This is a genomic window from Polaribacter aestuariivivens, assembly GCF_005885675.1.
GTDB lineage: Bacteria > Bacteroidota > Bacteroidia > Flavobacteriales > Flavobacteriaceae > Polaribacter > Polaribacter aestuariivivens.
Window position 1 is genome coordinate 218,115 of the sequence record NZ_VANR01000001.1, and the last position, 23,756, is coordinate 241,870.

The following is a 23,756-nucleotide window of genomic DNA, read 5'->3' on the forward strand; positions in this document are numbered from 1 at the left end:
TGATTTTAAAACTGAACGCAAATTCAGAATTATGTAAAAATAAAAAGTCCGACTTTGAAGTCGGACTTTTTATAACTGTTAGATTTTATATTAATATCATCAAAACAAATATACAGACCGATTTTCTCGTAATAAATACGATTGCTTGGTGCTATTTGTAATGACTTTCTTCATTTTTTATAATTCTTATGTGTCGTCAAATCTACATAAAATAATTGAAAGTTGTATTTTTGATTTTTAAACTATTTTTCCGATGAAAAAAATTGTCTTATTCTTATGTATTTCTTTAATAACCTCTTGCAATTCTCAAGGTAAAAGAGCTTTAGTTGGTGAAACTGAATACCAACAGAAAGAAAATGCTCGATTTAAAGATGCTTCAAAATCACCTTTAAAAAAGAAAGATTTAAAAAAATTCAAAGGCTTAGATTTTTTTCCTGTAGATTCTGCTTTTGTAGTAACAGCAAAACTTACTCGCACCAAAAATGCACCAGTTTTTGAAATGGCAACTACTACCGATAGAAAACCATTGTACAAAGAATATGGTACACTAAACTTCACTATTAAAGGAAAAGATTTGAAGTTGACAATTTATCAAAGTCAAGATGATACGCGTGATGAAAAGTACAAAAACTACCTATTTTTACCTTTTACGGATGATACTTCTGGCAATGAATCTTATGGTGGTGGACGCTACATGGATGTAATGACCACTGATATTTCCGAAGAAAATACGGTTATATTAAATTTTAATAATACTTACAACCCTTATTGTGCTTATAATGATAGATATTCTTGTCCATTAACACCAAGAAAAAATCACTTAAATATTGAAATAAAAGCAGGAGTTAAAGCTTTTGAAAAGCATTAATTTTATCGTTGTCATTTCGACTTTATGAAGAAATCTCAAAAAAAGTTTCATAAAAAGATTTCTCAACTTAATTACATTGCCTTTTAAATAAAAAGCATTTTGTTTGATTATTAAAGTTTGTATTAAGTATTTATAGAAATATCTCCAGCCAAATCTAACTCAATAGCTTTTTCTAAATTTTCTAAATGTTGTTTTCTAACTTTTAATTTAGTTTCAGCATGTGCCTTTTTGTTTAATTTAGAAAACATTCCTGCAACTTTAATTGCTGTTGGTAACAAATGACTTTCTGAAACTACCATATCTAAAAAACCAGCATCTATTGCTTGTTTCGGATTATAAATTTCTGCATTGTTCACACTTCTATTCAAATACACTTCAGACAAACGAGCTTTTGCAATGGCAATTCCTGCATTATGCATAGTCATACCAATCATTACTTCGTTTAAACCAATTTTAAAATCGCCTTCTACTCCAATTCTGTAATCTGAAGAAAGTAATAAAAAGGCTCCTTTTGCAATTGCATGACCTGAACAAGCCACAATTATTGGCTGAGAAAAAGACAACATTTTTAATGATAATTTAGAACCTTTTGTAACTAATTCTTTGGCAGATTCTGGTGACTTGGTCATTACTTTTAAATCGAAACCTGCAGAAAAAATTCCAGTTTGCCCACTAAGAATTACTACTTTATTTTCTTTTTCTGCTTTGTCTAAACTATCGTTTAAACCATCTACAACTTCGTGTGAAATTGCATTTGCTTTACCATTATTAATGGTAATTATAGCGTAATTTTCTTCTGATTTATAGGTTACAAATTCATTCATAGGTTAAGGTTGTTTGCTATCGTTCTCAAGTGTGTTCGAACTGACATTTTTTAAATTAAATAAACTTCACCAAGTACATTCCTGTAAAAACTGCTAAAAAACCGATTACAAAACTGGCAATGGTATACAATGCGAAACTGGTAAAATCTCCTGATTTTAAAAATACGTGATTTTCATAAGCAAATGTAGAAAACGTTGTAAATCCGCCACAAAAACCAGTAGCTAATAATAATGTGTGATTTTGAGAAAGTGCTTCATTTTTTGCTGCATAACCCAATATTAAACCAATTAATAAGCTTCCTAAAATATTGGCTAAAAAAGTTCCGTAAGGTATACCTGTTTCAGAATTATTTAAAAATTTGCCAATTAAATAACGTAAAACACTACCAAAACCTCCACCAACAAAAACGAGTATTAATTGCTTCATTTTAGTTCTAATTCACTTACATCAACCCAATTTTTCTTTTGAGTAACAGTTCCTTTATTTAAAATTACAAGTCCTGGATTTGCTCTAATCATTGTTTTTAAAGTGGTTTCATCACAAAATAAAAACTCAAAAGGCAAATTATATTTTTTTTGAGCTAATAATAAATCATCTGTAAAAGAAGCTGATGCACCATAAACAGTATATCCGTTTTTAATTGCTTTTTCTGCTGCAGCTTTTATTGCAGGAAATCCGTTTTTATCTGCTTTTGCTAAATTGTAAACAACAACCAACATTACTTTTTCTTTTTCTAGTAAAACAGGAGCCAAATCTTGTTGTGCATCTTCCAACATAAAATCATGTACTGGTGGAATACTTCCATCTTCAGGATACTTCATTCCTTCTTTTAAATTTTTACCAACAGCATAAGCTCTAAAGTCGATAATTGGTAAATGTGTTAATACATGTTGTACAATAAATAAGAAAACTCCTAATGATAAAAATGTAATTATTTTTGGAATTTTTCCTTTAAAAATTGGTTTGATATATTCAACTTTTATCAATAATAAAAGAATTAAAACAATTAGAATTACGTTCTTATAAAAAGTTTCCCAAGGTGTTAATTTTATAGCATCTCCAAAACAACCACAATCTGTTACTTTATTATAAAAAGCAGAATACCATGTTAAAAACAAGAAAACCAGCGTAAGAATTAACAAACTCCAAACAGTAAATTTAGGCTTGTAGCCAATTAAAATCATAACTCCTAAAAGAATTTCTGCTACAATTAGCAACACTGCAAATGGCAACGCATAAGGAATTAAAAATTCCATATTTAAAACGCTTTCAGAAAAGTACTCTTGAAACTTGTATTGAGAACCTATTGGATCTACCAATTTCACAAAGCCCGAAAATATAAATAAGGCACCTACTATTATTCTTGAAATTTGAACTACTACTTTCATAATCAAAATTATATTAAACTTAAATTAAGCACCTAAATGAATCATCGCAAAAACAGCATAGTTAATCATGTCTTGATAATTCGCATCAATTCCTTCAGAAACTAAGGTTTTTCCTTTATTATCTTCTATCTGTTTTACGCGTAATAATTTTTGTAAAATTAAATCTGTTAAACTAGAAACACGCATATCTCTCCATGCTTCACCATAATCATGGTTTTTATTCAGCATTAAATCTTTGGTGATTTTACTGTGTTTATCATACAAAACAGTTGCATCTTCTGTGTTTAAATCCGGGTTTTCTACAACACCATTTTCTAACTGAATTAATGCCATAATAGAATAATTGATGATTCCAATAAATTCTGATTTTTCTCCCTCATCAACTTTTCTTACCTCATTTTCTTGTAATTGACGAATTCTTTGTGCCTTAATAAAAATTTGATCTGTTAAAGATGGTAACCGTAAAATTCGCCACGCAGAACCATAATCAGACATTTTTTTAATGAATAAACTTCTACATTCATCTATAACTGCATCGTATTGTTTTGAAGTATCTTGCATTTTCTCTTGTTAAAAAGTATTTGCTCAAAAATACTAAATCCTATAGGCTTTTCATTTATTTTTACAAAAGAATTTTAAAATCATACTATTGAATAAAATTGTTGTTTTTTGTGGATCAAGTTTAGGTTATAATCCTATTTATAAAAAAAGTGCTATTAAATTAGGAAACTATTTTGCCGACAATAATATCAGTTTGGTTTTTGGAGGAGGAAAAGTAGGAATGATGGGTGTTTTAGCAGACACAATTTTAGAAAAAAAAGGAGAAGTAATTGGTGTAATACCTAATTTATTACACAAAGAGGAAGTAATTCATGTGGGTGTAAAAAACATGACCGTTTGCAAAACCATGAGCGAACGCAAAGTAATAATGAGCAAATTAGTAGATGGTTATATTACACTTCCAGGAGGTTTTGGAACATTAGACGAACTTTTTGAAGCCTTAACTTTAAACCAATTACAAATTGAACAAAAACCAGTTGGCTTACTAAATGTGAATGGTTTTTTTGATGCTGTTTTGTTGCAATTAGATAAAATGGTAGAAGAAGGCTATTTAAAACAAGCCAATAGAAATATGCTAATAGTTGGTAACTCAGTGATTGAATTAATGGAAAAAATGGACAATTACAAAGCACCAGAAGTTACACATATAATTAATAAAGTTGTAAATTAATGACTATAAATTGCAAAGGAACTTTAGTGGATTTGTCATCACCAAAAGTGATGGGAATTTTAAATATTACACCAGATTCTTTTTATGATGGTGGAAAATATAAAAACGAAGCCGAAATTTTAAAGCAGACAGAAAAAATGATTTTAGAAGGTGCCACTTTTATAGATGTTGGTGCATATTCTTCTAGACCTGGAGCTACTCATATTTCTGAAGAAGAGGAACTCAACAGAATAATACCTGTGATAAATTTATTAGTAAAAAACTTTCCCGAAATTATAATTTCTGCTGATACTTTTAGAAGTAAAATTGCCAAAGAAAGTGTAGAAAATGGAGTGGCAATTATAAACGATATTTCTGGCGGAAAAATGGATACAAATATGTTTAAAACAGTTGCCAAATTGCAAGTTCCTTATATTTTAATGCACATGTTGGGTACTCCACAAAACATGCAAAAAAACCCTATTTATACAGATGTAACTCAAGAAATTATTTCATTTTTTGCAGAACAAATTTACAAATTACATCAACTAAAACTAAACGATATCATAATAGATGTAGGTTTTGGTTTTGGAAAAACTGTTGCTCATAATTTTGAAATTTTAAAGAATTTAAACCTTTTTAAAAGTTTAGACGCGCCAATTTTAGCCGGAATTTCACGTAAATCTATGTTATATAAAACTTTAGATATTTCTGCACAAGAAGCTTTAAATGCAACCACTTCTGCAAACACAATTGCACTTTTAAATGGCGCAAATATTTTACGCGTACATGATGTAAAAGAAGCTGTTGAGGCTGTAAAAATTGTAAATCAGATTTCTTTTTAGGAGCTATTTCCAGCTTTACACTATATCTTTTTGTAAAAACAAAAAGGATGTCGCTTCAATCTGGGCTAAACTTGTTTGCCAGCTTTCTGCAATCTAAATTTTATGGCATCAATTTTGTTAAATAAATGTTAACGCCAAAAATCTACTTAATTAAACTTTAATAATAAATGACTTCTCGACTGCGCTCGAAGAGACATTTAAAATCTAAATTATTAACTTTTAAAACGAAAATTATGAGTAGAAAACAATCTCCAGAAATTAATGCTGGTTCTATGGCAGACATCGCATTTTTATTATTAATCTTTTTCTTGGTTACTACAACTATGAATATAGATGCAGGAATTGCAAGAAAAATTCCTCCAAAAGAAGAAATTCCTTTAGACATTTTGGTAAACGAACGAAATGTTTTAGAAGTAAACATTAACAAAAACAACGAAATTTTTGCAGATGGAAGAACAATTCCATTGAGTGAATTGAAACAAATTGCCATTGATTTTATAGATAATGGTGGTGGATTTGATAGTGACAAACAAAAATGTGATTGGTGTGAAGGTGCTCAATCAAAAATATCTTCAGATCATCCAACAAAAGCAATTATTTCTATAAAAACAGACAGAATAACAAACTACGAAACCTATATTACAACATTAGATGTTTTAAATTCTGCTTATACACACTTAAGAAATAAGTTGTCGGTAAAACTATATAAACGTAATTATGAGAGTTTATTAGAAGATTTTAAAAAATCAAATAGTAGCGATAAGAATATTCAACATAAAATAAAACTGATTCGTGAAAAATATCCATTATTATTATCTGATGCAGAAATAAATAATTGATTCTCTTATCAACAAATTTATTAGTATTTTAGCCTAAAATCAGTTTGTTTTTTTATGTTCGATTTTATTGAATTTTCTTTATTAGATGTATTAGATATTTTGTTGGTAGCAACACTACTCTATTATATTTACAAACTTTTAAAAGGAACTGTTGCCATTAATATTGTTATTGGAATTGCGTTTATTTTTCTAATCTGGAAAATTACGCAAGCTTTAAAAATGGAAATGTTAAGTGGTATTTTAGGCTATTTACTTTCTGGTGGAGTTATTGCACTAATCATAGTTTTTCAACAAGAAATTCGTAAATTTTTATTGATGATTGGTACCACAAACTTTACCAACAAACGAAGCTTTTTAAAGCAGCTTAAGTTTTTACAAACCGAAATTAGTTCTGAAATTGATACTGAAACCATTTTAGAGGCTTGTAAAAAAATGTCGAAGACTAAAACTGGTGCTTTAATTGTTATTGAAAGAACTAATGCTTTAGATTTTTTAATAAATACTGGTGATAAAATGAATGCTCAAATAAACGAAGCTATTTTACAAAGTATTTTTTATAAAAATAGTCCATTACACGATGGTGCATTAATTATTAGAGATAACTTTATTGTAGCTACAAGAGTTGTTTTACCCATTTCTGATAGTACAAAAATTCCTGCAAGATTTGGTTTAAGACACAGAGCAGCAATTGGAGTTTCCGAGAAAACAGATGCTGTTTGCTTATTGGTATCTGAAGAAACTGGTGAAATTTCTTTTATAAAAGATGGTGGTTTTGAATTGTATAAAGATTTTGATGATTTAAGCGATAAATTGAAGAAAATTTAAAGGACTATTTCATCTTAAATAAAACTTTTAAGAAGCTACATCTAAACTAAATTGTTTATCGTATAAGTTTTTATAGTATCCGTTTTCTTTTTCTAATAACTCTGTGTGAGTTCCTTCTTCTACAATAAAACCTTTATCCATTACAATAATTTTATCTGCTTGTTTTATAGTAGCTAACCTATGTGCAATTACTATAGAAGTTCTATCTTTTGTAATAGTTTCTGTAGCATATTGTATCATTTGTTCTGCATGTGTATCTACAGATGAAGTTGCCTCATCTAAAATTAAAATACTTGGTTTACTTACATAAGCTCTTAAAAAAGCTATTAGTTGTCTTTGACCTGAAGATAACATTGCACCACGTTCTTTTACATTGTAATTATACCCTCCTGGAAGTGTTAAAATAAAGTCGTGAATTCCTATTTGTTTAGCGGCTTTTTCTACTTCTTCTAATGAAATACTGTCATCTTTTAAAGTGATGTTGTTTAAGATCGAATCTGAAAATAAAAAAACATCTTGTAAAACAATAGCTACTTGATCTCTTAAACTTTGTAAAGTATATTGGTCTATGGAAGTTTCATCAACAGAAATTAAACCACTGTCAATTTCATAAAAACGATTTATTAAATTTATTATGGTAGATTTTCCTGCGCCAGTTGCACCAACAATTGCGATGGTTTGTCCGCTTTTTACATCAAAAGAAATACCTTTTAAAACTTCTTCGTCTTTTATATAACTAAAACGTACATCTTTAAAAGAAATATTTCCTTCTAAATTTCCAGCTGTAATTGTTCCATTTTTTGTGATAGAACTATCTGTATCTAAAACTTTAAAAACTCTTTCTCCAGATACAATACCCATTTGTAGTTGGTTAAATTTATCGGCAATTTGCCTTAATGGTCTGAATAACATTTGTGCCATTTGTACAAAAGCCATTACTGTTCCTGGACCTGGAACTGTACCACCAATTATTTGTTTGCTTCCAAACCAAACAATTAGTCCAATTCCTATTGATGATAAAATTTCTGCAATTGGAAAAAAAATTGAAAAATACCAAATTGTTTTTATGTAAGCTTTTTTGTGTTTTTCGTTAATATCTTTAAAATTTTTGTATTCAATCTTTTCTCTATTAAAAAGTTGCACAATTTTCATTCCTGTAACTCTTTCTTGAACAAAACCATTTAAATTTGCAACTTGATTACGAACTTCTTGAAAAGTTGCTTTTATAGCCACTTGAAAAACTTTGGTGGCATAAACCAATATTGGAAGAACTGCAATGGCTACCAATGCCAATTTCCAATTTAAAACAAACATTAAAACTGTAACTGCAAACATTTGCAACACATCACTTACAATTGTAAAAACACCACTACTAAAAAAAGCGGCTATGGTTTCAATATCAGAAACTACTCTTGTAACTAATTTACCTACAGAGTTTGTGTCAAAATAAGACATTCTGAATTGTAAAATATGTCTGAAAGTTTTGGCTCTTATATCTCTAATAATATGTTGCCCAACCCAGTTTGCGAAATAGATAAAGCTAAAACGCAATAATACTTCTACTAAAAGTATGCCTAACATTAATAGCACACTGTTTATTAAACCTTGTGTATCTTTATCTACAATATAAAAATCTACTGTTTTCTTTAAAATATATGGATTTAAAAGTGCTACTATTGCTAATAATATGGTAGAAATAGATGCTATAAAAAAATTAAGTTTGTATCTTTTTGCGAAACTCATAAGTCTCAAAAAGATTTGCATATCAAAAGCCTTTCCTGTTTTATCTGCCAAAACTTAGTATTTTATTTGTGTTAAAAATAATCCTTTTGCAGGAACTGACAATCCTGCATTGCTTCTATTTTTACTTTCTATAATTGCTCTAAAATCTTTTTTGGTAATTTTGCCCAAACCAACATCCACCAAAGTTCCAACAATAGCTCTTACCATGTTTCTTAAAAACCTATTTGCTGAAATATGGAAAACTAGTAAGTCACCTTCTTGTTTCCAAAAAGCTTCTGAAACATCACAATTAAAGGTATAAACTTCTGTTTTTACTTTAGAAAACGTTTGAAAATCTTCATATTCTAACAATATTTTTGCAGCATCATTCATAGCAGCTATGTCGAGTTTTTGTGAATGAATTTGCCAAGAAAAATCTAATAAAAAAGGGTTTCTACCCAACCAAATTCGATATTCATAGCTTCTGCTAATTGCATCAAATCTTGCATGCTTATCATTATCTACCTTAAAAACTTGATACACTACAATATCGCTTGGTAAAATAGAATTTAATTTGTGAACAATATCTCCTTCAATTTCTTTTACAATATCAAAATGTGCAAACATTTGTGAAGCATGTACTCCAGTATCTGTTCTTCCTGCGCCTACAACTTCTATATTTTTTTGTAAAACAGTACTCAAAGCAAAGTTTAATTTTTCCTGAACAGACATAACGTCTGGTTGAACTTGCCAACCATGATAGTTTTTTCCGTTGTAAGAAAGTTTTATAAAATATCTCAAGAAAATTATTTTTTTGGAGATACCAAAATTACGGAATTTATTTTGTTATCATTACTTTTGAGTATTTAACAGGCGTTAAACTTTTCTTACTTTTTTTATGAAAAAAATATTACTACTTTCTGACACCCATAGTTTTATAGATAATCAAATTTTAAAGTTTGTAAAACAGGCTGATGAAGTTTGGCATGCTGGAGATATTGGCGACTTAAAAGTAACTGATACTTTAAAAAAACACAAGCCTTTACGTGCTGTTTTTGGAAATATTGATGGAAAAGATGCTAGAGCAGAATTTCCTTTAGATTTAAAGTTTGAAGTTGAAAATGTTTCTGTTTGGATGACACATATTGGTGGTTACCCGAATAAATACAATCAACGAATTCGAGAAGAAATTAAAACAAATCCACCAAAAATTTTTATTTGTGGTCATTCTCATATTTTAAAAGTACAATATGATAAAAAATTAAACTTATTGCATTTAAATCCTGGTGCAGCAGGAAATCATGGGTTTCATAAAATTAGAACCATGTTGCGTTTTAAGATTGAAAAAGATGAAATTAAAGATTTAGAAATTATAGAGTTGGCTGCACGTGGATAACTTTTTCTTTTTTAACAATTGGCAACACTACCTTAATTTTTGTACCATTTGTTTGTGATGAATTTATTTCAAAAAAACCTTTCATAATTTGAATTCGAGCATCAATTTGGTTAAGCCCCAAACCATCTTTTGATGTTATTTTCTTTTTATCGAAACCTATACCATCATCTGTTATATGAATGCAAATTTTATGATTTTCTTCATAAACTTTTATCATTGCATTATTTGCTTTACTATGTTTTAATATGTTATTTAAAAATTCTTGAATAATATTATAAACTTTAATTTCAAAATCCTGACGATATCTATGTAAATCTTTAATATCTGTTTCTATATTTAATTGTGAGTTTGAGTATTTGCTAGCCAAGTCTTTTATAGCATAATTTAAACCAAATTTTAGCAAAACAGATGAAACTAAGGTGTGTGATAGGTCTCTAATTTTCTCAGAAGCTTCTGCAATAATTTCTTGCGTTTTACTTATTTCTAAAGGTACTTCTCCTTTAAAATTAGTTTTTGTGGCTATTAAGTGCAAATTTGCTGAAGATAATAATGCACTTACACTGTCATGTAAAGTTTCTGCTATTTCTTTTCGTTCAGTTTCTTTACCATCTATAGTTGCGTTTAAAATTCTAACCTGTGACTCAGATCTTATTTTTTCTAAATGTTGATTTTGAATTAACTGAGTTCTAGACAGTTTTAAACTTAAGTTTTTTTGTTTTAGCTTGTAATAATTTAGCCAATATAAAAGCGATAATATTATTATTAAACTTCCTATACCATATATCCAAAAAGTGGTTCTATCTTTTAATCGTTTATTTTCTGCTTCTTTTTTAATTGTTTCTACACTAAATTTTGCTGAAACTTCTTCAACCATTCTTCTAATTTCTTTGTCTCTAATGCCATCTTCTAAAATGTATGATTTTTCTTGAAAATCGTATGCTTTATAATCTTTTAAATTTCGCATTGCCCAAGCCAAATTGTAATATAAATCTGCTTTTAAACTAACGGCATTTTGACTATTGTCATTTTTTATAAGATCTATTCCTCCTAAGTAAGTTTCTTTAGCTATCTCAAAATTATTCATAGATAAATAAATATTTGCTAAATTCATTTTAGCCTTTGCCTCTCCTAATTTATCATTTTTCTCTTGAATTATATTTATTGATTTTTTTGCGTATAAAATGGCTTTATCGTAAACACTATCAATTTCATAAAGACCCGCTAAATTGGTATATGCAGAAGCTTTATATCTTAATGTTTCTGAGTTTATACCTGGAAGATCTTCTATTTTTTCATAAAAATATTTAGCACTATCTTTTTGTGCATTATTCTGAAAAGAACTTCCTAATCTTAAATAAATTTTTGCAAAGTTTTCGCTTAAATAGTCTTTCTTATTAAAATCTTTAAAATTAATATTTTCTAAAATATTTAAAGCTTCTTTATAATACTTTAGAGCTCTATTATGATTGTTTGTTTTATCATAAATATCTGCTAATAGAATTGATATAGAAATGGAATTTTCTACATTTTCTTTTTCTGATTGATAAAGATCTAGTCCTAATTTTAAAGCTTTTAAATAGTCTTCTTTTTTATATAAATCAAAAACTTTATCATATTCTTTTTGAAAAACAGAATCTTGTGCAATAAGAAATACTGAAGAAGTTTCAATTCTTGAAACTTCTTCAGTATTATTAAAACTATTGGGGGCAGCTTTTAGTTGATTGAAACCAAATAAGATACAAATTGTGTAAATTATTAGTCTTTTTTTCTTTTCCAAGTATTTTATATTTTTTTATTAACCTACAGTAGTTTGGTTTTCTCCACTTTCTCCATTATCAACTGCAACTCTTGGCTTTCTTCTTATTGTTAACTCTTCTTTTGATGCTGATTTAGATTGTGCATTCATGTGGTTTACAAAATCGATTCTTAACACTTTTCTTTCTTCTTTTGTTAAGGTTCTATTATAAGTTGTTTTTGAAGTTTTACCAGCTTCTAAATGAACCTCATGAATGTTTAATTCTTCATTATAAACGAAATCTACCTTAACATTTTTATTTACTTCAAAATCTAAAGTAAAAGTTCCATCTTCATTTGCAGAAACGCTATATTCCGATAACATGTTTTCGTTTTTTCCTTTTGCTAAAGAAATATTATCATCTTCAATTAATAAGTATGGATTGTTGTTAACGTTTGTGTCAACAAAACTTACTTTTAAAGTATTACCATCGATAACTAAGTCCTGTGATTCTCTTCTGCTAACACCTTCTTCTGATGCATATAAGTACACTTCACTAATGTTTTTCTTATCATTTAAAATTGTTTCTGTTCTTACATTATCCGGTAAATTATAGTCTACAGAATATGAACCTTTTGCGTCTCTTTTAACTTTATAAGATTTTAAAAGTTTTGCAGATTCGGCTTCTGGTAATAATGTTTCGTTATTTGAACATGATGAGAAAGCAAAAGTAGTTAAAAGTGCTAAAGTAAATAATTTTAGAGATTTCATAATAATAGATTTTTTTTTGGGTTATATTTTAATTTACAATTTGGTTACTTAAATATTGTAGGTGAGCAATGCATGCATTTATAGTATGTATTGGGGGATTTTTCTTAAGTTTCTTTAGGGGTTTGATTTTTTTAAAAATCGAAAGCTTAAAAAAGAGGGTAGGTTTTATACTACTTTAAATTTTACCGCATACATTGCTAATCCTACTGATGATTTTACATTTAATTTTTTTAACATTTTTCTTCTATACGTTTCTACAGTGTGATGGCTAACACTTAGTGAATCTGCAATTTCACTTGTACTGTATTCTAACGTTACTAATCTTAAAACTTCTTTTTCTCTATCAGATAATTTTTCAAATAAAAAATCTTCTGGTGCATCTCCAACTGGTATTTTAGCACCCGTCATTCGTTTTAAAAGTAAACTTTGTATATCGTCACTATAATATAATCTTCCACTTGCCACTCTTTTTATTGCCTTTACAATATGCTCACCTGCGTTTCCTTTAGATATATATCCATAAGCGCCAAGTTTTATTGTTTCGTCAACAATTTTTATATCATCGTAACTCGAAAGCATAATTACTTTTTGATTACTTCGCTTTCTTTGAAAGTGTTTTAGTACTTCAAAACCATCTAATTCTGGCATTGTAATATCTAAAATTAAAATATCTGCATGGTTTCCTTTTGTTTCGAACCAATCAATTACTTGCTTTCCTGTTAAAGAATAACCACTAACTTCTAAGTTCTCTTCAGTTTTAATAACAGCTATCAGACCTTCAATTAATATTTTATGATCATCTGCTACGTGAACGGATATTTTATCTTTCATTTTACTTTACAAATTTAAATAACTATTAGATACTTCACTATCCCTGATGACCGTATATTTTTACTATCCCTGCTATCAGGGATAGGTATCCCTGACAGCAGGGATAGTGTGTTTCTAAAATACTGTATATCAGGTTTTTAAAAATTGGTTTTTTCACCTTAATTTTCTATGCAAATTTACGTTTTTAAAATTTTCTGAAATTCAAAATGCGTAAAAATGCGTAAAAATGTATAATCCTTATTTTTTGAAATAAAAAAACCGAGAATAAATTCTCGGTTTTCTTTCGCACTAATATAACTAAGATGTTAGTTTTATCGTAATCTATCTACAGATTTTACAAGATCTTCATCCTTTTTAATAGCTTTGTTTGCCAAAACAAGAAGCAAAATAGCTAAAATTGGTATGAACATCCCAATACCATTCTCCGAAATATTAATTCCTCCAGGTAAAGTTAGAGATACATAAACCGATAATCCTAATAAAATAAGGTTTACCAAAATTGCTAAACGACCTATAACAAACTGTAGTTTTCTATTTTTAAATAAAAAAATAGCAATAAGTGACAAGGTTGCCGAAACTAAAAACAATATAGGAATAATTTTTAAACTTAAAGATTCTGCACTTAATAAATCAAATGCAAAAACTTTATTTTTTAAATTTTCCCAAAGATTGAAAACAAATATAAGTCCGCCAGAAATAACTGAGGCTAAAAATAAATAAATGCTTTGTATTCTTTGAATCATATTGTAATTATAATATTACAAAAGTAGAACATTCTTTTTTAAAAAGAAAATTGAGAACTAAAAAAAAAAGTATATATTTGTTTTATAATTTAACCGCACAAAAGCTATTTTATAGTACTATATAAGTAGCTACAATCAAAAAAAACTCATACAAATCTTATTAAAATTTAAGATTCATTTTAACTTAACAAATACATAATGTTCGAAATCTCGGAACTAAAAGCAAAAACGCTTGCTGAATTGCAAGTAATTGCAAAATCTATTGGGCTTATCAAAACAAGCCAACTTAAAAAATTAGATTTAGTGTATCAAATATTAGATACCCAAGCCGCTAACCCTTCTTCTACAAAAGCTACAATTACCCCTAAAAATAAGGACTTGGTAAAAACTGAAAAACCAAAAAGAAAGCGTGTTAGTAAAAATCCAAAAAAAGAAGAAAGCACTAATACTACAGAAATAAAAACTAGTGAAGCAGTAAATAATGAAGTAAAAACTGTTGAAAAACCGAAACAAACAAATAGGCCTAAGCCAAAAGCATCACCTAGAAAAGATGCTACACCTACTTCTAAAAAAGAACCTACTGTTAAAAAGAACGATTCTACAGAACAAAAATCAATAAATCGTCCTCAAAAACAACAGAAAAACAATAATCAAAACAGTAATTCTCCACAGAAATCTAAAAATAACAATCAAAATAGAGATAAAAATAACTCTAGTAGAAGCAATGGAAACAAATCTGGAAATAGATATAGAGATCCTGATTTTGAATTCGATGGAATTATAGAAAGTGAAGGTGTTTTAGAAATGATGCCAGATGGATATGGTTTCTTACGTTCTTCTGATTATAATTATTTATCATCACCAGATGATATTTATGTTTCACAATCACAAATTAAATTGTTTGGTTTAAAAACAGGAGACACTGTAAAAGGAAATGTTAGACCGCCTAAAGAAGGTGAAAAATATTTTCCTTTAATTAGAGTATCAAAAATAAATGGTTTAAATCCTAACATTGTTAGAGATCGTGTTTCTTTTGAACATTTAACACCTTTATTTCCTCAAGAAAAATTTGATTTAGCCGAAAAAGGAAGCTCTTTATCTACAAGAATTATTGATTTATTCTCACCAATTGGAAAAGGACAACGTGGTATGATTGTAGCACAACCTAAAACTGGTAAAACCATGTTATTAAAGGATGTAGCTAAAGCAATTGCACACAATCATCCAGAAGTATATCAAATTGTTTTGTTAATTGACGAACGCCCTGAAGAAGTTACAGACATGCAAAGAAGTGTTCGTGGAGAAGTTGTTGCTTCAACATTTGATGAACCTGCAGATAAACATGTACGTGTTGCAAATATCGTTTTGGAAAAAGCAAAACGTTTGGTAGAATGCGGACATGATGTTGTAATTCTTTTAGATTCTATTACACGTTTGGCAAGAGCTTACAACACAGTTGCTCCTGCTTCCGGAAAAATACTTTCTGGTGGTATAGATGCCAATGCTTTACACAAACCAAAACGTTTCTTTGGAGCTGCAAGAAATATTGAAGGTGGTGGATCTTTAACTATTATTGCTACTGCTCTTACAGAAACTGGTTCTAAAATGGACGAAGTTATTTTTGAAGAATTTAAAGGTACTGGTAATATGGAACTACAATTAGATAGAAATATATCTAATAGAAGAATTTACCCAGCTATTGATTTAATAAAATCATCTACCAGAAGAGACGATTTATTACTAGATGCTAAAACTGTACAAAGAATGTGGGTTTTACGTAAATATTTAGCGGATATGAACCCAATTGAGGCAATGGAATTTATCAACGAAAAAATTAAATTTTCAAAAAATAATGATGAGTTTTTAATTTCTATGAACGGATAAAAACGAGTTACAATTCATAAAAAAAAGACCATCTTGATTAATCAAGATGGTCTTTTTTTTCAGTATTTATTGATTTAAATATAAACTCGAAGTAAGTTGATAGCAATAAAAAATCCGTTCATTTTCATGAACGGATTTTTAAATTATAATTGTACTGTTTAATTAGAAACGTACATATTGGCTCTGTTATCTTCAATATCTGAAGATTCTTTTAAGGCTTCATACATTTTAAATGTAAGTCTTTTTCTTGCTTCTGCAATTTTCTTTCTGTTTGTTTCGTAGTTAGGTAAAGCTGTAGGTAATTCTCTGCTTGTAACTGTGAAAGCAAAAACACCTCTACTACCTTCTATATCATTAAATGTTTTGTTTAAAGGCGCTGCATACATCGCTCCAACTACTTTTGGTTCTGCTCCAACACCGCTTAAAGTTGCATTTTTTAAATTTACATTTGTAGCAGTTCTTACAGTTGTATTGTTTGCTTTTGCAATTTCCTGTAAGTTATCTCCTTTCATTTTCTCTGAGATTAATGCTGCTTTCTTTTCATTTAATAAAATTGGCCTTACTCTATTAATTGCTTTTTCAACAGGCATTAAACCTTTTTCAGTTTTATTTGTAACTACTGCTACTACATGACTTCCTTCTAAATCAAAACGCTTAAAATCGCCTTCTTCAACATCTCTACCAAATGCCCAAGAAACAATTGGTCTTTGATTTCCTAAACCTGGTACGTTTTCATCTAATACTTTTAAACCAATTGCAGGTCTTAAGTTATAGTTATTTTCTTTTGCAACTTCTGTATAATTTGAGTTATTTGAAATTGCTAAAGCAAATTGTTCTGCTTTTTGAAAAACTTCGTTTTCAGTTTTTTCTGAAGGAACTATATTTCTACTAAATGTTGCTAATTTTAAAACTTTTTGCTCATTTTTAGTCTCATCAATTTTCACAACATGAAAACCAAAAGGAGTTTCTACAACATCTATTGTTCCTTTTTTATTGGTAAAAGAAAAATCTCTAAAAGCTGGTGTCATTCTATTGTAGTTAAACCAATCTAATTCACCACCTTTATCTGCGTTTGATTTGTCTGAAGAAAATTCTTTTGCTAAGTCTGAAAACTTACTACTTCTTGCCTTTACAACAGTTAAAATACTGTCTGCTAAAACTTGTGCTTCTTCCTTAGTTCTTGTAACATCTGGAGTTGCTCTTTGTGCACCCACAAATGGAATTAAAATATGACTCGCTTTTACTGAATCTGGCATTTTAGAAACTTCAACAATTTTAGATATTTTAAATTTGTTTTGGTCTTTGTATGGTCCGTAAACATCACCTTCATTACCTGCAAAAATTTCGTTTGCAACTGTTTGGTTAATATTTGCGTTGAATTTGTATGATAAATCTAAATTATCATCTGAACCATTTAAGTCTAAAAATTCTTTATAATTTGAAGTGCTTTTTAAATCGTTTACTAATTCAGCAATATCATTTTTAATAGCTTCTTCGTCTTCTGGAGTTGCAACAATATCAAACTTTACGTAAGAAATATCACGTGAAGCATCTACTTGAAATTGAGATTTGTTGTTTTTAATATACGCCTCAACTTCAGATTTTTTAATTTTCACTAAACTATCTGAAATAGTTGTGTATGGTACGTATACAAATTGAGCATTCATTTTTGTATTCTCAATCATATACTCATTTTCTCCTTCTTTTAATGAAGCTCCTAAACCTGCAGTTACTAATTTATTATACGTATTCGTTTCTGCATTGTTTTTTATTTGGTTCATGTAGTTTGACCAAGCTGACCATAATTGATCATTACTATTTTTTGTATCCGCTAAGAATTGTTTGAATTTTGCTTCATCAAACATACCTGCTTCATTTTGAAACTGTGGACTTCCACTAACGGAAGGTGAGTTGATTACTTCGTTCCAAACATCTTGTTCACCTACTGTAATTCCAGCTTCTTCTAATTGATTTTTGTAAATCTTTTTTCTAACAATGTTATCCCAAACAGTTTTTGCTGCTTGCATTTCAGAAACTCTACCTCCTGTTTGTTGCTTGTAAGCTTCTAGTTCTTTTGCAAATTCTTGAGTAGAAATAGCTTCGCCATTTACCTCACCTACTTCATTTACCTTATTTGAGTTAAAAAAGTCACCTAAAGTTGAAGGGTCTAAAACAAAAGCAAAAAGTGCTAAACCAATAATAATTATTAAGAACATTGAACGTTCTCTAATTTTTGATAAAATTGCCATACGTAATTTAATTTATTTTCAGGTGGCGAATATACGATTTGGGTTTTAATATTGCAACCCATTTTAAACATATTAATTGTAGGAGAAATAGGAATTTATGAGAAAAAATTTATGGAGTTTCTTTTAATTTTCTTCTGTTTGAATTTTAAGACGAACATCATCAATTTTTGAGCTGCTTACTTTTAATATTCTAAATTCAAAACCTTGAATTTCAACTACTTCATTTTCTAGTGGAATATTTTCTGTATGATTTATTATAAAGCCACCTAAAGTTTCGTAAGCTTCTGACTTTGGAATATTTAAAGCGTACTCTTCATTTAAATAATCTACTTCTAATCTTGCAGAAAAGTTAAACGTGGTTTCATTTATTTTCTCTTCTAAAAATTCTTGAGAATCGTGTTCGTCTTCTATTTCACCAAATAATTCTTCTACAATATCTTCCACTGTAATCATACCTGAGGTACCTCCATATTCATCTACAACAATGGCTACACTTTTACGTTTTTTCATTAAATTATTTAAAACGTTGTTAATCATCATTGATTCTGGGGCAAACTCAACAGGTAATAAAATAGATTTTATTGTTTTTGGTTTCTTAAAAAGTTCAAACGCGTTTACGTAACCAATTACATCGTCCATAGAGGTTTTGTAAACTAATATTTTTGACAAACCTGTTTCAATAAACATTCTTTTTAAATTAGAAACTTTTTCGTGAATTTCAACAGCAATCATTTCGGTTCTTGGTACCATAACCTCTCTTGCTTTTACGTTGTGAAATTCTAAAGCATTTTGAAAAATTTGAATTTCTGAATCCATTTCTTCATCTTCACTCCCTGTTTCTAACTGTTCTGTGATGTAGTTTCCAAGTTCTTCTTTGCTAAATTCAGTTTGTTGCTCATCTGCATTAGTTTTGAAAAAAACACGTAGTAAAAAATCGGAAATAACTGTAATAAATTCAGAAAAATAATGGAATAACACATAGAATATATATGCTGGTACTGCAAATAGTTTTAGAACTTCATTTGCATAAATTCTGAATATTGCTTTGGGTAAAAACTCTGCAGTTACTAAAATAACTAATGTAGAAATTATGGTTTGAATTAATAAAATGGTAAACTCGTTATAACTTTCTATAGGTAAAATTCTTATTAGAAAAGCTCCCATGTAGTAACTATAAACTACTAGAGAAATATTATTACCCACTAACATTGTGGTAATAAATTTTGATGATTTTTGGGTTATTCTATTTAGTATTTTAGGTATAAACCCATCTCTTTTTTTTTCTAACTCAATATGAAGTTTATTTGCAGAAACAAATGCAATTTCCATCCCCGAGAAAAAGGCGGAAAGTATTATTGATATTAAAATAATAATAAGTTCAATTTCCATTCAGAAATTTATAAACTATTTGTTTTGGTTGTTTCTTTTTTCTACTTTTTTTCTAAAATGTCTTTTGAAGAAAAACACTAAGATAATAAAAATAGCAAAACCTAGAAATAAATAGGCTCTGTCTCTGTTTAAGCTCCACTGCATGCAGGTTTCAATTAAACAAATAAATGCTACCATTAAATATCCGTACTGGAAAAATTTCCAAATTCTATTCATCATTATAAATTATTCTTTTGTTTCTAATTTTCCTACTGTTTTTTTCGCCAAGTGTTTGCTTAGATCTTCTTTACACTCAAAACCAATACCTATTACTGTATCTTTTTCTTGATAGAGTGTAAATGGTTTTTCTGAAACGAAATAACTGGTTTTTTGATCCCAAAAAAGTTGTTCAGTTTCTAACCTAGATTTATCGGTATGATTTATCACCACAACATTTCCTTTAATTTCTGAAATTTCTGTTTTCGAGTATGTTAATGCATAATCGCCAATTACGGTTACAGAGTCTTTTCCATTATTTTCAAAGTTAATGATTTTTATTCCTTCTGGAAACTCGTTATAAGGGTGTGCTTTTCGATTACTAAAATCTAACAATAGTGGTGTTATTAATTTTGAAGTAATTCTACCAGAATCTTTATAAACATGGTAAGCGTCTTTTGCTTTACCTATTGGTAAATTTTTTTCTTCTAAAAAATTACGAACTTCTTCTGTTGAGTTAGAACAAGAAAAAAGCATTACTGTAAAAGTTATTACAGTAATGCTTTTTAATAATATTTGTTTGTAATTTATCACAAAATTATTTTGTAGGTATTTTTACGGTTTCTCCTATCCAACATTTTATTGTAAAATTAGCACCTGGAGTTTGACCAGCTGTAAAAATTACAGATTGACTTGGATCGTTTGCTCTAAAGTTCGCAACATATTGTGCTGCTGTAGAGGCAATACTAGGATCTACAGAAGCTGCTCTTTGTGCCATGTTTGCTGCTGCAACGTAAACCATTCTTTTTTCAAATTCGTTTTCACCACAAGAGTTTACACTTGCTTGATACAACCTTGCAATAAATAAATATGCTTTACCAAAATTTGGGTTGAAAGATAATGCTTCTCTCGCCAAACTTCTTGCTTTACTGAACTGACCTCTATCTTTAGCTGCTTGAGCAAACTTTAACTTGTACTTTGCCTTTTTTAATGGATCTGTTTCTAAGTTAAAAGATTTTTCTCTCATTGCTACTGCTCCAGCTTCATCACCATTGTCTTCTAAAACGTTTGCTAAGAAAGCATACGCTTCTGGAGATGGAGATGCTTCTGCATAAGCTCTTACCAATTCCGCATACAAAGGATCTGATTGACAACCTTTACTAAACATTCTTGATACAGCTCTTTTTAACCAAGTTGAATCTGACTTGTTTGCTTCGAAATCTCTTTTATATAAAGGAATTAATCTTTCACATGTTGCAATTTCAGAAATTATATTATCTAAACCACCTTCAACTTGACCTAAAGCTGTAGAATTTACAGTATAAGCATAAATTAATTTCTTATTTGCAATTGTATCTACGCTAAGTTCTTTCAGTTTTTTTGCGTAACCCTCTAACTTTAAGTTTACGTTTTCTAAAACATCATCATACTTATCAAAAACTTTTTGAGGATTTGTATCTTTATTTCTATCTGTAATTCCTTGAAAATATAAATATAGATTTTTTACACCCATTTTTGTTGGATCTATGTCATATCCTTTTTCTAAAATTGCAAAAACTTCTGCTTCAGATGCTAGCTTATTTTCTGATAAATAAGTTGCATAATCACTATGAACCTTTGCTGGATTTTTAGTAGGAAAGTACTCTAACCTTTGTTCATAAACTCTTTTTGCTAAAGCTGGGTCTTTTCTAACATCTTCTGCTAATATTGCTCCATACTGATATGTACTTACAGATAAATCTTTACAATTATCCATTAAGTAAATCCAGTTCACATAAGCATCATCGTATTTTTTCGATTTAAAATCACCTAAAAATAAATTATATTTTTTGGTACATTCTACTTTTTGATCCTGAGCATTTGTTTTTACAGTGTTCAAAAACAGCATTGCAGCTAATAAAAACGTTATTTTCTTCATTTTAATAGTTTTATAATTAATCAATTTTTCTTTTTATGAACCAACTTTCTGATAAGGAAAAACTCAATCTAAAGTTAAAATAGTTTTCTTCAATTAAGTTGTTTGTTGTACTACCTCTTTTACCATATTCGAAGCCTAAGTTGACATTCGATAATTGTTTCAATGGTAAACCTAAACCAAAAGATATGCCAAAGTCGTTAATTGAGGTAAAATTTGTGTTAGAACCAGAGCCATTTACAGCTAAACCTGTTTTTTCCAAACGAACTCCTGCTCTATAAGTAACTCTATCCCAATAACTTGAAATAGAATTTATTCTTGGTATGTAAAAACCTCCTAAAGAAAGTCTATTTGAATTTTCATACCTATATGATGCATTTGTATTTGATAAAGAGCCCAAAACTTCAATTGCATCTTGATTTTCGTAGTCTAAACCAACATACCATTTATCAAATTTACCAAAACCAACACCTAAAGTAGTTTTTAATGGCATTTTGTATTTACCATCTATTGCAGTATTAGAAATTGTATCTCTTGGAATATCTGCTCCAGATGAACTTACGGTTAAGGAGTATAAATATTCATTTCCAGTTACATTTAAATCGTTACCTAACTTAAATGTTGCACCTGCATTTAGGTATACATTATTTTTTAAAAGTTTTTGATATTGAGTTCCGAGTGTTACTGCACCACCTCTTACGATATTTTCTTCTTTATACTTGGTTGCTAAATTTACGTTATCTATTTGATTAGTTATGCTATTTTCTATATTTCCAAAACTATAATCTGCTTCAATTCCAATGGAAAAATTTTTAAAAAGTTTCATTCCAAAGCTTCCATATATTCTATTGATACCTCCTTCACCTTGATAAAGCGTAATTGCTTGTAAATCGCCATTAACGTCAAAAGTATTACTTCTTAAAGAATAACCTACAGAAGAAATAGGTTGTATACCCAAAGAAAAACCAGCTTTTTGTCCGATAGGAAAACCTAAAGCAATATAGCTAAGTGTTGTGGAATTTGAATCTTGTTTTTCTCCATCACTTTTTACTGTTAAACTATTATTTAAAGCTCCAAAAGCGTAAGTTGTATATCTAAGGTATGCATTCGCAGCAGGGTTTGTAAAATTTAAGTATTTGTAATGGTTGTAAGCTGCTCCTATACCTCCCATCGTACTTTGTTCTACAGTAGTAGGGCTAAATTCGTCTCCAATTCCAAAAAAAGAATATGGAGAAGAGTTTGTTCTCTGTGCCAATAAAGTTGTAGAAGTTATAAGTAAAATTACTACTAAAATCTTTCTATTCATTTCTATTTATTAAATATCAATATTTCATTCAATCCTTGTAGGAGCAAATTTTGATTGGCAAATATGCTACTTTTTAATTGTTTTGACAAGAAATTTATGTCTCCTCCTGTTAAAAGTACTGTTAAATCTAAATATTTATTCTTATAGTCTGTTATTACACCATCTATCTCTTTTAATACTCCATTTAAAACACCTGAAATGATACTTTCGTTAGTGTTTTTTCCTATAAAGTCTTCTAAATTTATTGAGGTAATTAAAGGCAAATTTGCTGTGAATTTGTTTAATGCTTTGTATCGAAGTTGTATTCCTGGAGAAATTGCTCCTCCTAAATATTCGGACTTGCTATTTACAAAATCAAATGTGATACAAGTACCAGCATCAATAACTAAAACGTTTTTTTTAGGAAATTGTTTTACAGCTCCAGCTACCAAGGCAATTCTATCTACACCCAAAGTTTTAGGAGTTTCGTATAAATTAGTAAAAGGGATTTTTATTGAAGATGAAACGAACTTAAAATCGACAATTTCTTGTAGTTTTTTTATTTTTTTTTCGGAAAGTGTCGCAACATTTGCTATTATTCCATTAGCAATAGAATATTTTTTTACAATTTTTTGAACTTCTGAAATAATTTTTTTTCTATCAAAAAAAAGCAATTCTACAATCTTATTTTGCTCAAAAACAGCTACTTTAACTCTAGTATTACCTATATCAATTGCTAAGTTCATTTTCTAAATTTGAATAAAAAACAAAAGTACAACAGAAATTTTTTAAATTTTCTTTAGTAGATGTAAAAAAACATTTTATATTTGCATCCGCTAAG

At 28.9% G+C, this 23,756-nt stretch carries 23 protein-coding genes; 7 read left to right on the forward strand and 16 right to left on the reverse strand.

Annotated features, from left to right (window positions below):
- The first annotated feature begins 253 nt into the window (after positions 1-253).
- Complete coding sequence (locus FDT66_RS00950; protein WP_138534277.1) at positions 254-868, forward strand: DUF1684 domain-containing protein; 615 nt, start codon at positions 254-256, stop codon at positions 866-868.
- Between the two features lie 122 nt (positions 869-990).
- Here FDT66_RS00950 and FDT66_RS00955 read toward each other — a convergent pair whose 3' ends face one another.
- From FDT66_RS00955 to FDT66_RS00970, 4 genes are read right to left on the reverse strand one after another with little or no spacing between them, the layout of a single operon-like run.
- Complete coding sequence (locus FDT66_RS00955; protein WP_138534278.1) at positions 991-1,692, reverse strand: crotonase/enoyl-CoA hydratase family protein; 702 nt, start codon at positions 1,690-1,692, stop codon at positions 991-993.
- Between the two features lie 55 nt (positions 1,693-1,747).
- Entirely contained in the window at positions 1,748-2,119 is a 372-nt protein-coding gene (gene crcB / locus FDT66_RS00960; RefSeq protein ID WP_138534279.1) for a fluoride efflux transporter CrcB, read from the reverse strand.
- Entirely contained in the window at positions 2,116-3,081 is a 966-nt protein-coding gene (locus FDT66_RS00965; protein ID WP_171032287.1) for a BT_3928 family protein, read from the reverse strand. Before FDT66_RS00965 ends, crcB begins: the two co-directional genes overlap by 4 nt.
- Before the next feature lie 24 nt (positions 3,082-3,105).
- The gene (locus tag FDT66_RS00970) at positions 3,106-3,642 is read right to left on the reverse strand and encodes a DUF1599 domain-containing protein (RefSeq protein ID WP_138534281.1); all 537 of its coding nucleotides are present in this window, start codon (positions 3,640-3,642) and stop codon (positions 3,106-3,108) included.
- A gap of 88 nt (positions 3,643-3,730) precedes the next feature.
- Here FDT66_RS00970 and FDT66_RS00975 point away from each other — a divergent pair, with 88 nt between their 5' ends.
- The 4 genes from FDT66_RS00975 (at position 3,731) to cdaA (ending at position 6,800) form a co-directional block, all read left to right on the forward strand.
- Complete coding sequence (locus FDT66_RS00975) at positions 3,731-4,312, forward strand: LOG family protein (protein WP_138534282.1); 582 nt, start codon at positions 3,731-3,733, stop codon at positions 4,310-4,312.
- A complete protein-coding gene (gene folP / locus FDT66_RS00980; RefSeq protein ID WP_138534283.1) occupies positions 4,312-5,136 on the forward strand; it encodes a dihydropteroate synthase in 825 nt (274 codons plus the stop codon). Before FDT66_RS00975 ends, folP begins: the two co-directional genes overlap by 1 nt.
- Positions 5,137-5,369: 233 nt before the next feature.
- The gene (locus FDT66_RS00985; RefSeq protein WP_138534284.1) at positions 5,370-5,975 is read left to right on the forward strand and encodes an ExbD/TolR family protein; all 606 of its coding nucleotides are present in this window, start codon (positions 5,370-5,372) and stop codon (positions 5,973-5,975) included.
- 54 nt (positions 5,976-6,029) lie between these two features.
- Positions 6,030-6,800, forward strand: a complete 771-nt coding sequence (gene cdaA / locus FDT66_RS00990) for a diadenylate cyclase CdaA (RefSeq protein WP_138534285.1) — start codon at positions 6,030-6,032, stop codon at positions 6,798-6,800.
- Between the two features lie 27 nt (positions 6,801-6,827).
- Here cdaA and FDT66_RS00995 read toward each other — a convergent pair whose 3' ends face one another.
- Both FDT66_RS00995 and truA read right to left on the reverse strand, forming a co-directional pair.
- Positions 6,828-8,543: an ABC transporter ATP-binding protein gene (locus FDT66_RS00995; protein ID WP_455430481.1), complete on the reverse strand. Its 1,716-nt coding sequence runs from the start codon at positions 8,541-8,543 to the stop codon at positions 6,828-6,830.
- 54 nt (positions 8,544-8,597) lie between these two features.
- Positions 8,598-9,323 carry a tRNA pseudouridine(38-40) synthase TruA gene (truA, locus tag FDT66_RS01000; RefSeq protein WP_138534287.1) on the reverse strand — a complete coding sequence of 242 codons (726 nt, stop codon included), beginning with the start codon at positions 9,321-9,323 and terminating at the stop codon, positions 8,598-8,600.
- Positions 9,324-9,420: 97 nt separating this feature from the next.
- Here truA and FDT66_RS01005 point away from each other — a divergent pair, with 97 nt between their 5' ends.
- On the forward strand, positions 9,421-9,918 hold the full coding sequence (locus FDT66_RS01005; protein WP_138534288.1) for a metallophosphoesterase family protein: 498 nt from the start codon (positions 9,421-9,423) through the stop codon (positions 9,916-9,918).
- Here FDT66_RS01005 and FDT66_RS01010 read toward each other — a convergent pair.
- The 4 genes from FDT66_RS01010 to FDT66_RS01025 form a co-directional block, all read right to left on the reverse strand.
- Positions 9,893-11,695: a tetratricopeptide repeat-containing sensor histidine kinase gene (locus FDT66_RS01010; RefSeq protein WP_246034725.1), complete on the reverse strand. Its 1,803-nt coding sequence runs from the start codon at positions 11,693-11,695 to the stop codon at positions 9,893-9,895. The two genes, FDT66_RS01005 and FDT66_RS01010, sit on opposite strands and share 26 nt — an antisense overlap.
- 18 nt (positions 11,696-11,713) lie before the next feature.
- Complete coding sequence (locus FDT66_RS01015) at positions 11,714-12,424, reverse strand: hypothetical protein (RefSeq protein WP_138534290.1); 711 nt, start codon at positions 12,422-12,424, stop codon at positions 11,714-11,716.
- 165 nt (positions 12,425-12,589) lie between these two features.
- Positions 12,590-13,255: a response regulator gene (locus tag FDT66_RS01020; protein WP_138534291.1), complete on the reverse strand. Its 666-nt coding sequence runs from the start codon at positions 13,253-13,255 to the stop codon at positions 12,590-12,592.
- Between the two features lie 311 nt (positions 13,256-13,566).
- On the reverse strand, positions 13,567-13,998 hold the full coding sequence (locus FDT66_RS01025; RefSeq protein ID WP_138534292.1) for a DUF4293 domain-containing protein: 432 nt from the start codon (positions 13,996-13,998) through the stop codon (positions 13,567-13,569).
- A 198-nt stretch (positions 13,999-14,196) separates the two neighbouring features.
- On the opposite strand from FDT66_RS01025, the gene rho reads away from it, so the two are divergent.
- The gene (rho, locus tag FDT66_RS01030; protein WP_138534293.1) at positions 14,197-15,882 is read left to right on the forward strand and encodes a transcription termination factor Rho; all 1,686 of its coding nucleotides are present in this window, start codon (positions 14,197-14,199) and stop codon (positions 15,880-15,882) included.
- A gap of 158 nt (positions 15,883-16,040) precedes the next feature.
- On the opposite strand, the gene FDT66_RS01035 is transcribed toward rho, so the two are convergent.
- The 6 genes from FDT66_RS01035 to FDT66_RS01065 form a co-directional block, all read right to left on the reverse strand.
- Entirely contained in the window at positions 16,041-18,131 is a 2,091-nt protein-coding gene (locus tag FDT66_RS01035) for a peptidylprolyl isomerase (RefSeq protein WP_138534294.1), read from the reverse strand.
- A 123-nt stretch (positions 18,132-18,254) separates the two neighbouring features.
- On the reverse strand, positions 18,255-19,520 hold the full coding sequence (locus tag FDT66_RS01040; protein ID WP_138534295.1) for a hemolysin family protein: 1,266 nt from the start codon (positions 19,518-19,520) through the stop codon (positions 18,255-18,257).
- Between the two features lie 225 nt (positions 19,521-19,745).
- Positions 19,746-20,309 carry an LPS export ABC transporter periplasmic protein LptC gene (lptC, locus tag FDT66_RS01050; protein WP_138534296.1) on the reverse strand — a complete coding sequence of 188 codons (564 nt, stop codon included), beginning with the start codon at positions 20,307-20,309 and terminating at the stop codon, positions 19,746-19,748.
- A 4-nt stretch (positions 20,310-20,313) separates the two neighbouring features.
- Positions 20,314-21,633 carry a tetratricopeptide repeat protein gene (locus tag FDT66_RS01055; RefSeq protein ID WP_138534297.1) on the reverse strand — a complete coding sequence of 440 codons (1,320 nt, stop codon included), beginning with the start codon at positions 21,631-21,633 and terminating at the stop codon, positions 20,314-20,316.
- Positions 21,634-21,649: 16 nt separating this feature from the next.
- Positions 21,650-22,936, reverse strand: a complete 1,287-nt coding sequence (locus FDT66_RS01060) for a hypothetical protein (RefSeq protein ID WP_138534298.1) — start codon at positions 22,934-22,936, stop codon at positions 21,650-21,652.
- Between the two features lie 2 nt (positions 22,937-22,938).
- The gene (locus tag FDT66_RS01065; RefSeq protein ID WP_138534299.1) at positions 22,939-23,661 is read right to left on the reverse strand and encodes a type III pantothenate kinase; all 723 of its coding nucleotides are present in this window, start codon (positions 23,659-23,661) and stop codon (positions 22,939-22,941) included.
- Positions 23,662-23,756: the final 95 nt, after the last annotated feature.

Coding starts and splice junctions, on each gene's coding strand:
- FDT66_RS01025 (WP_138534292.1), bottom strand. CDS start 13,998: ATGATTCAAAGAATACAAAGCATTTATTTATTTTTAGCCTCAGTTATT.
- FDT66_RS01005 (WP_138534288.1), top strand. CDS start 9,421: ATGAAAAAAATATTACTACTTTCTGACACCCATAGTTTTATAGATAAT.
- FDT66_RS00950 (WP_138534277.1), top strand. CDS start 254: ATGAAAAAAATTGTCTTATTCTTATGTATTTCTTTAATAACCTCTTGC.
- FDT66_RS00965 (WP_171032287.1), bottom strand. CDS start 3,081: ATGAAAGTAGTAGTTCAAATTTCAAGAATAATAGTAGGTGCCTTATTT.
- FDT66_RS00985 (WP_138534284.1), top strand. CDS start 5,370: ATGAGTAGAAAACAATCTCCAGAAATTAATGCTGGTTCTATGGCAGAC.
- FDT66_RS00995 (WP_455430481.1), bottom strand. CDS start 8,543: ATGAGTTTCGCAAAAAGATACAAACTTAATTTTTTTATAGCATCTATT.
- crcB (WP_138534279.1), bottom strand. CDS start 2,119: ATGAAGCAATTAATACTCGTTTTTGTTGGTGGAGGTTTTGGTAGTGTT.
- folP (WP_138534283.1), top strand. CDS start 4,312: ATGACTATAAATTGCAAAGGAACTTTAGTGGATTTGTCATCACCAAAA.
- FDT66_RS01040 (WP_138534295.1), bottom strand. CDS start 19,520: ATGGAAATTGAACTTATTATTATTTTAATATCAATAATACTTTCCGCC.
- FDT66_RS00970 (WP_138534281.1), bottom strand. CDS start 3,642: ATGCAAGATACTTCAAAACAATACGATGCAGTTATAGATGAATGTAGA.
- FDT66_RS01060 (WP_138534298.1), bottom strand. CDS start 22,936: ATGAATAGAAAGATTTTAGTAGTAATTTTACTTATAACTTCTACAACT.
- FDT66_RS00955 (WP_138534278.1), bottom strand. CDS start 1,692: ATGAATGAATTTGTAACCTATAAATCAGAAGAAAATTACGCTATAATT.
- FDT66_RS01065 (WP_138534299.1), bottom strand. CDS start 23,661: ATGAACTTAGCAATTGATATAGGTAATACTAGAGTTAAAGTAGCTGTT.
- FDT66_RS01035 (WP_138534294.1), bottom strand. CDS start 18,131: ATGGCAATTTTATCAAAAATTAGAGAACGTTCAATGTTCTTAATAATT.
- FDT66_RS01015 (WP_138534290.1), bottom strand. CDS start 12,424: ATGAAATCTCTAAAATTATTTACTTTAGCACTTTTAACTACTTTTGCT.
- rho (WP_138534293.1), top strand. CDS start 14,197: ATGTTCGAAATCTCGGAACTAAAAGCAAAAACGCTTGCTGAATTGCAA.
- FDT66_RS01055 (WP_138534297.1), bottom strand. CDS start 21,633: ATGAAGAAAATAACGTTTTTATTAGCTGCAATGCTGTTTTTGAACACT.
- cdaA (WP_138534285.1), top strand. CDS start 6,030: ATGTTCGATTTTATTGAATTTTCTTTATTAGATGTATTAGATATTTTG.
- FDT66_RS01020 (WP_138534291.1), bottom strand. CDS start 13,255: ATGAAAGATAAAATATCCGTTCACGTAGCAGATGATCATAAAATATTA.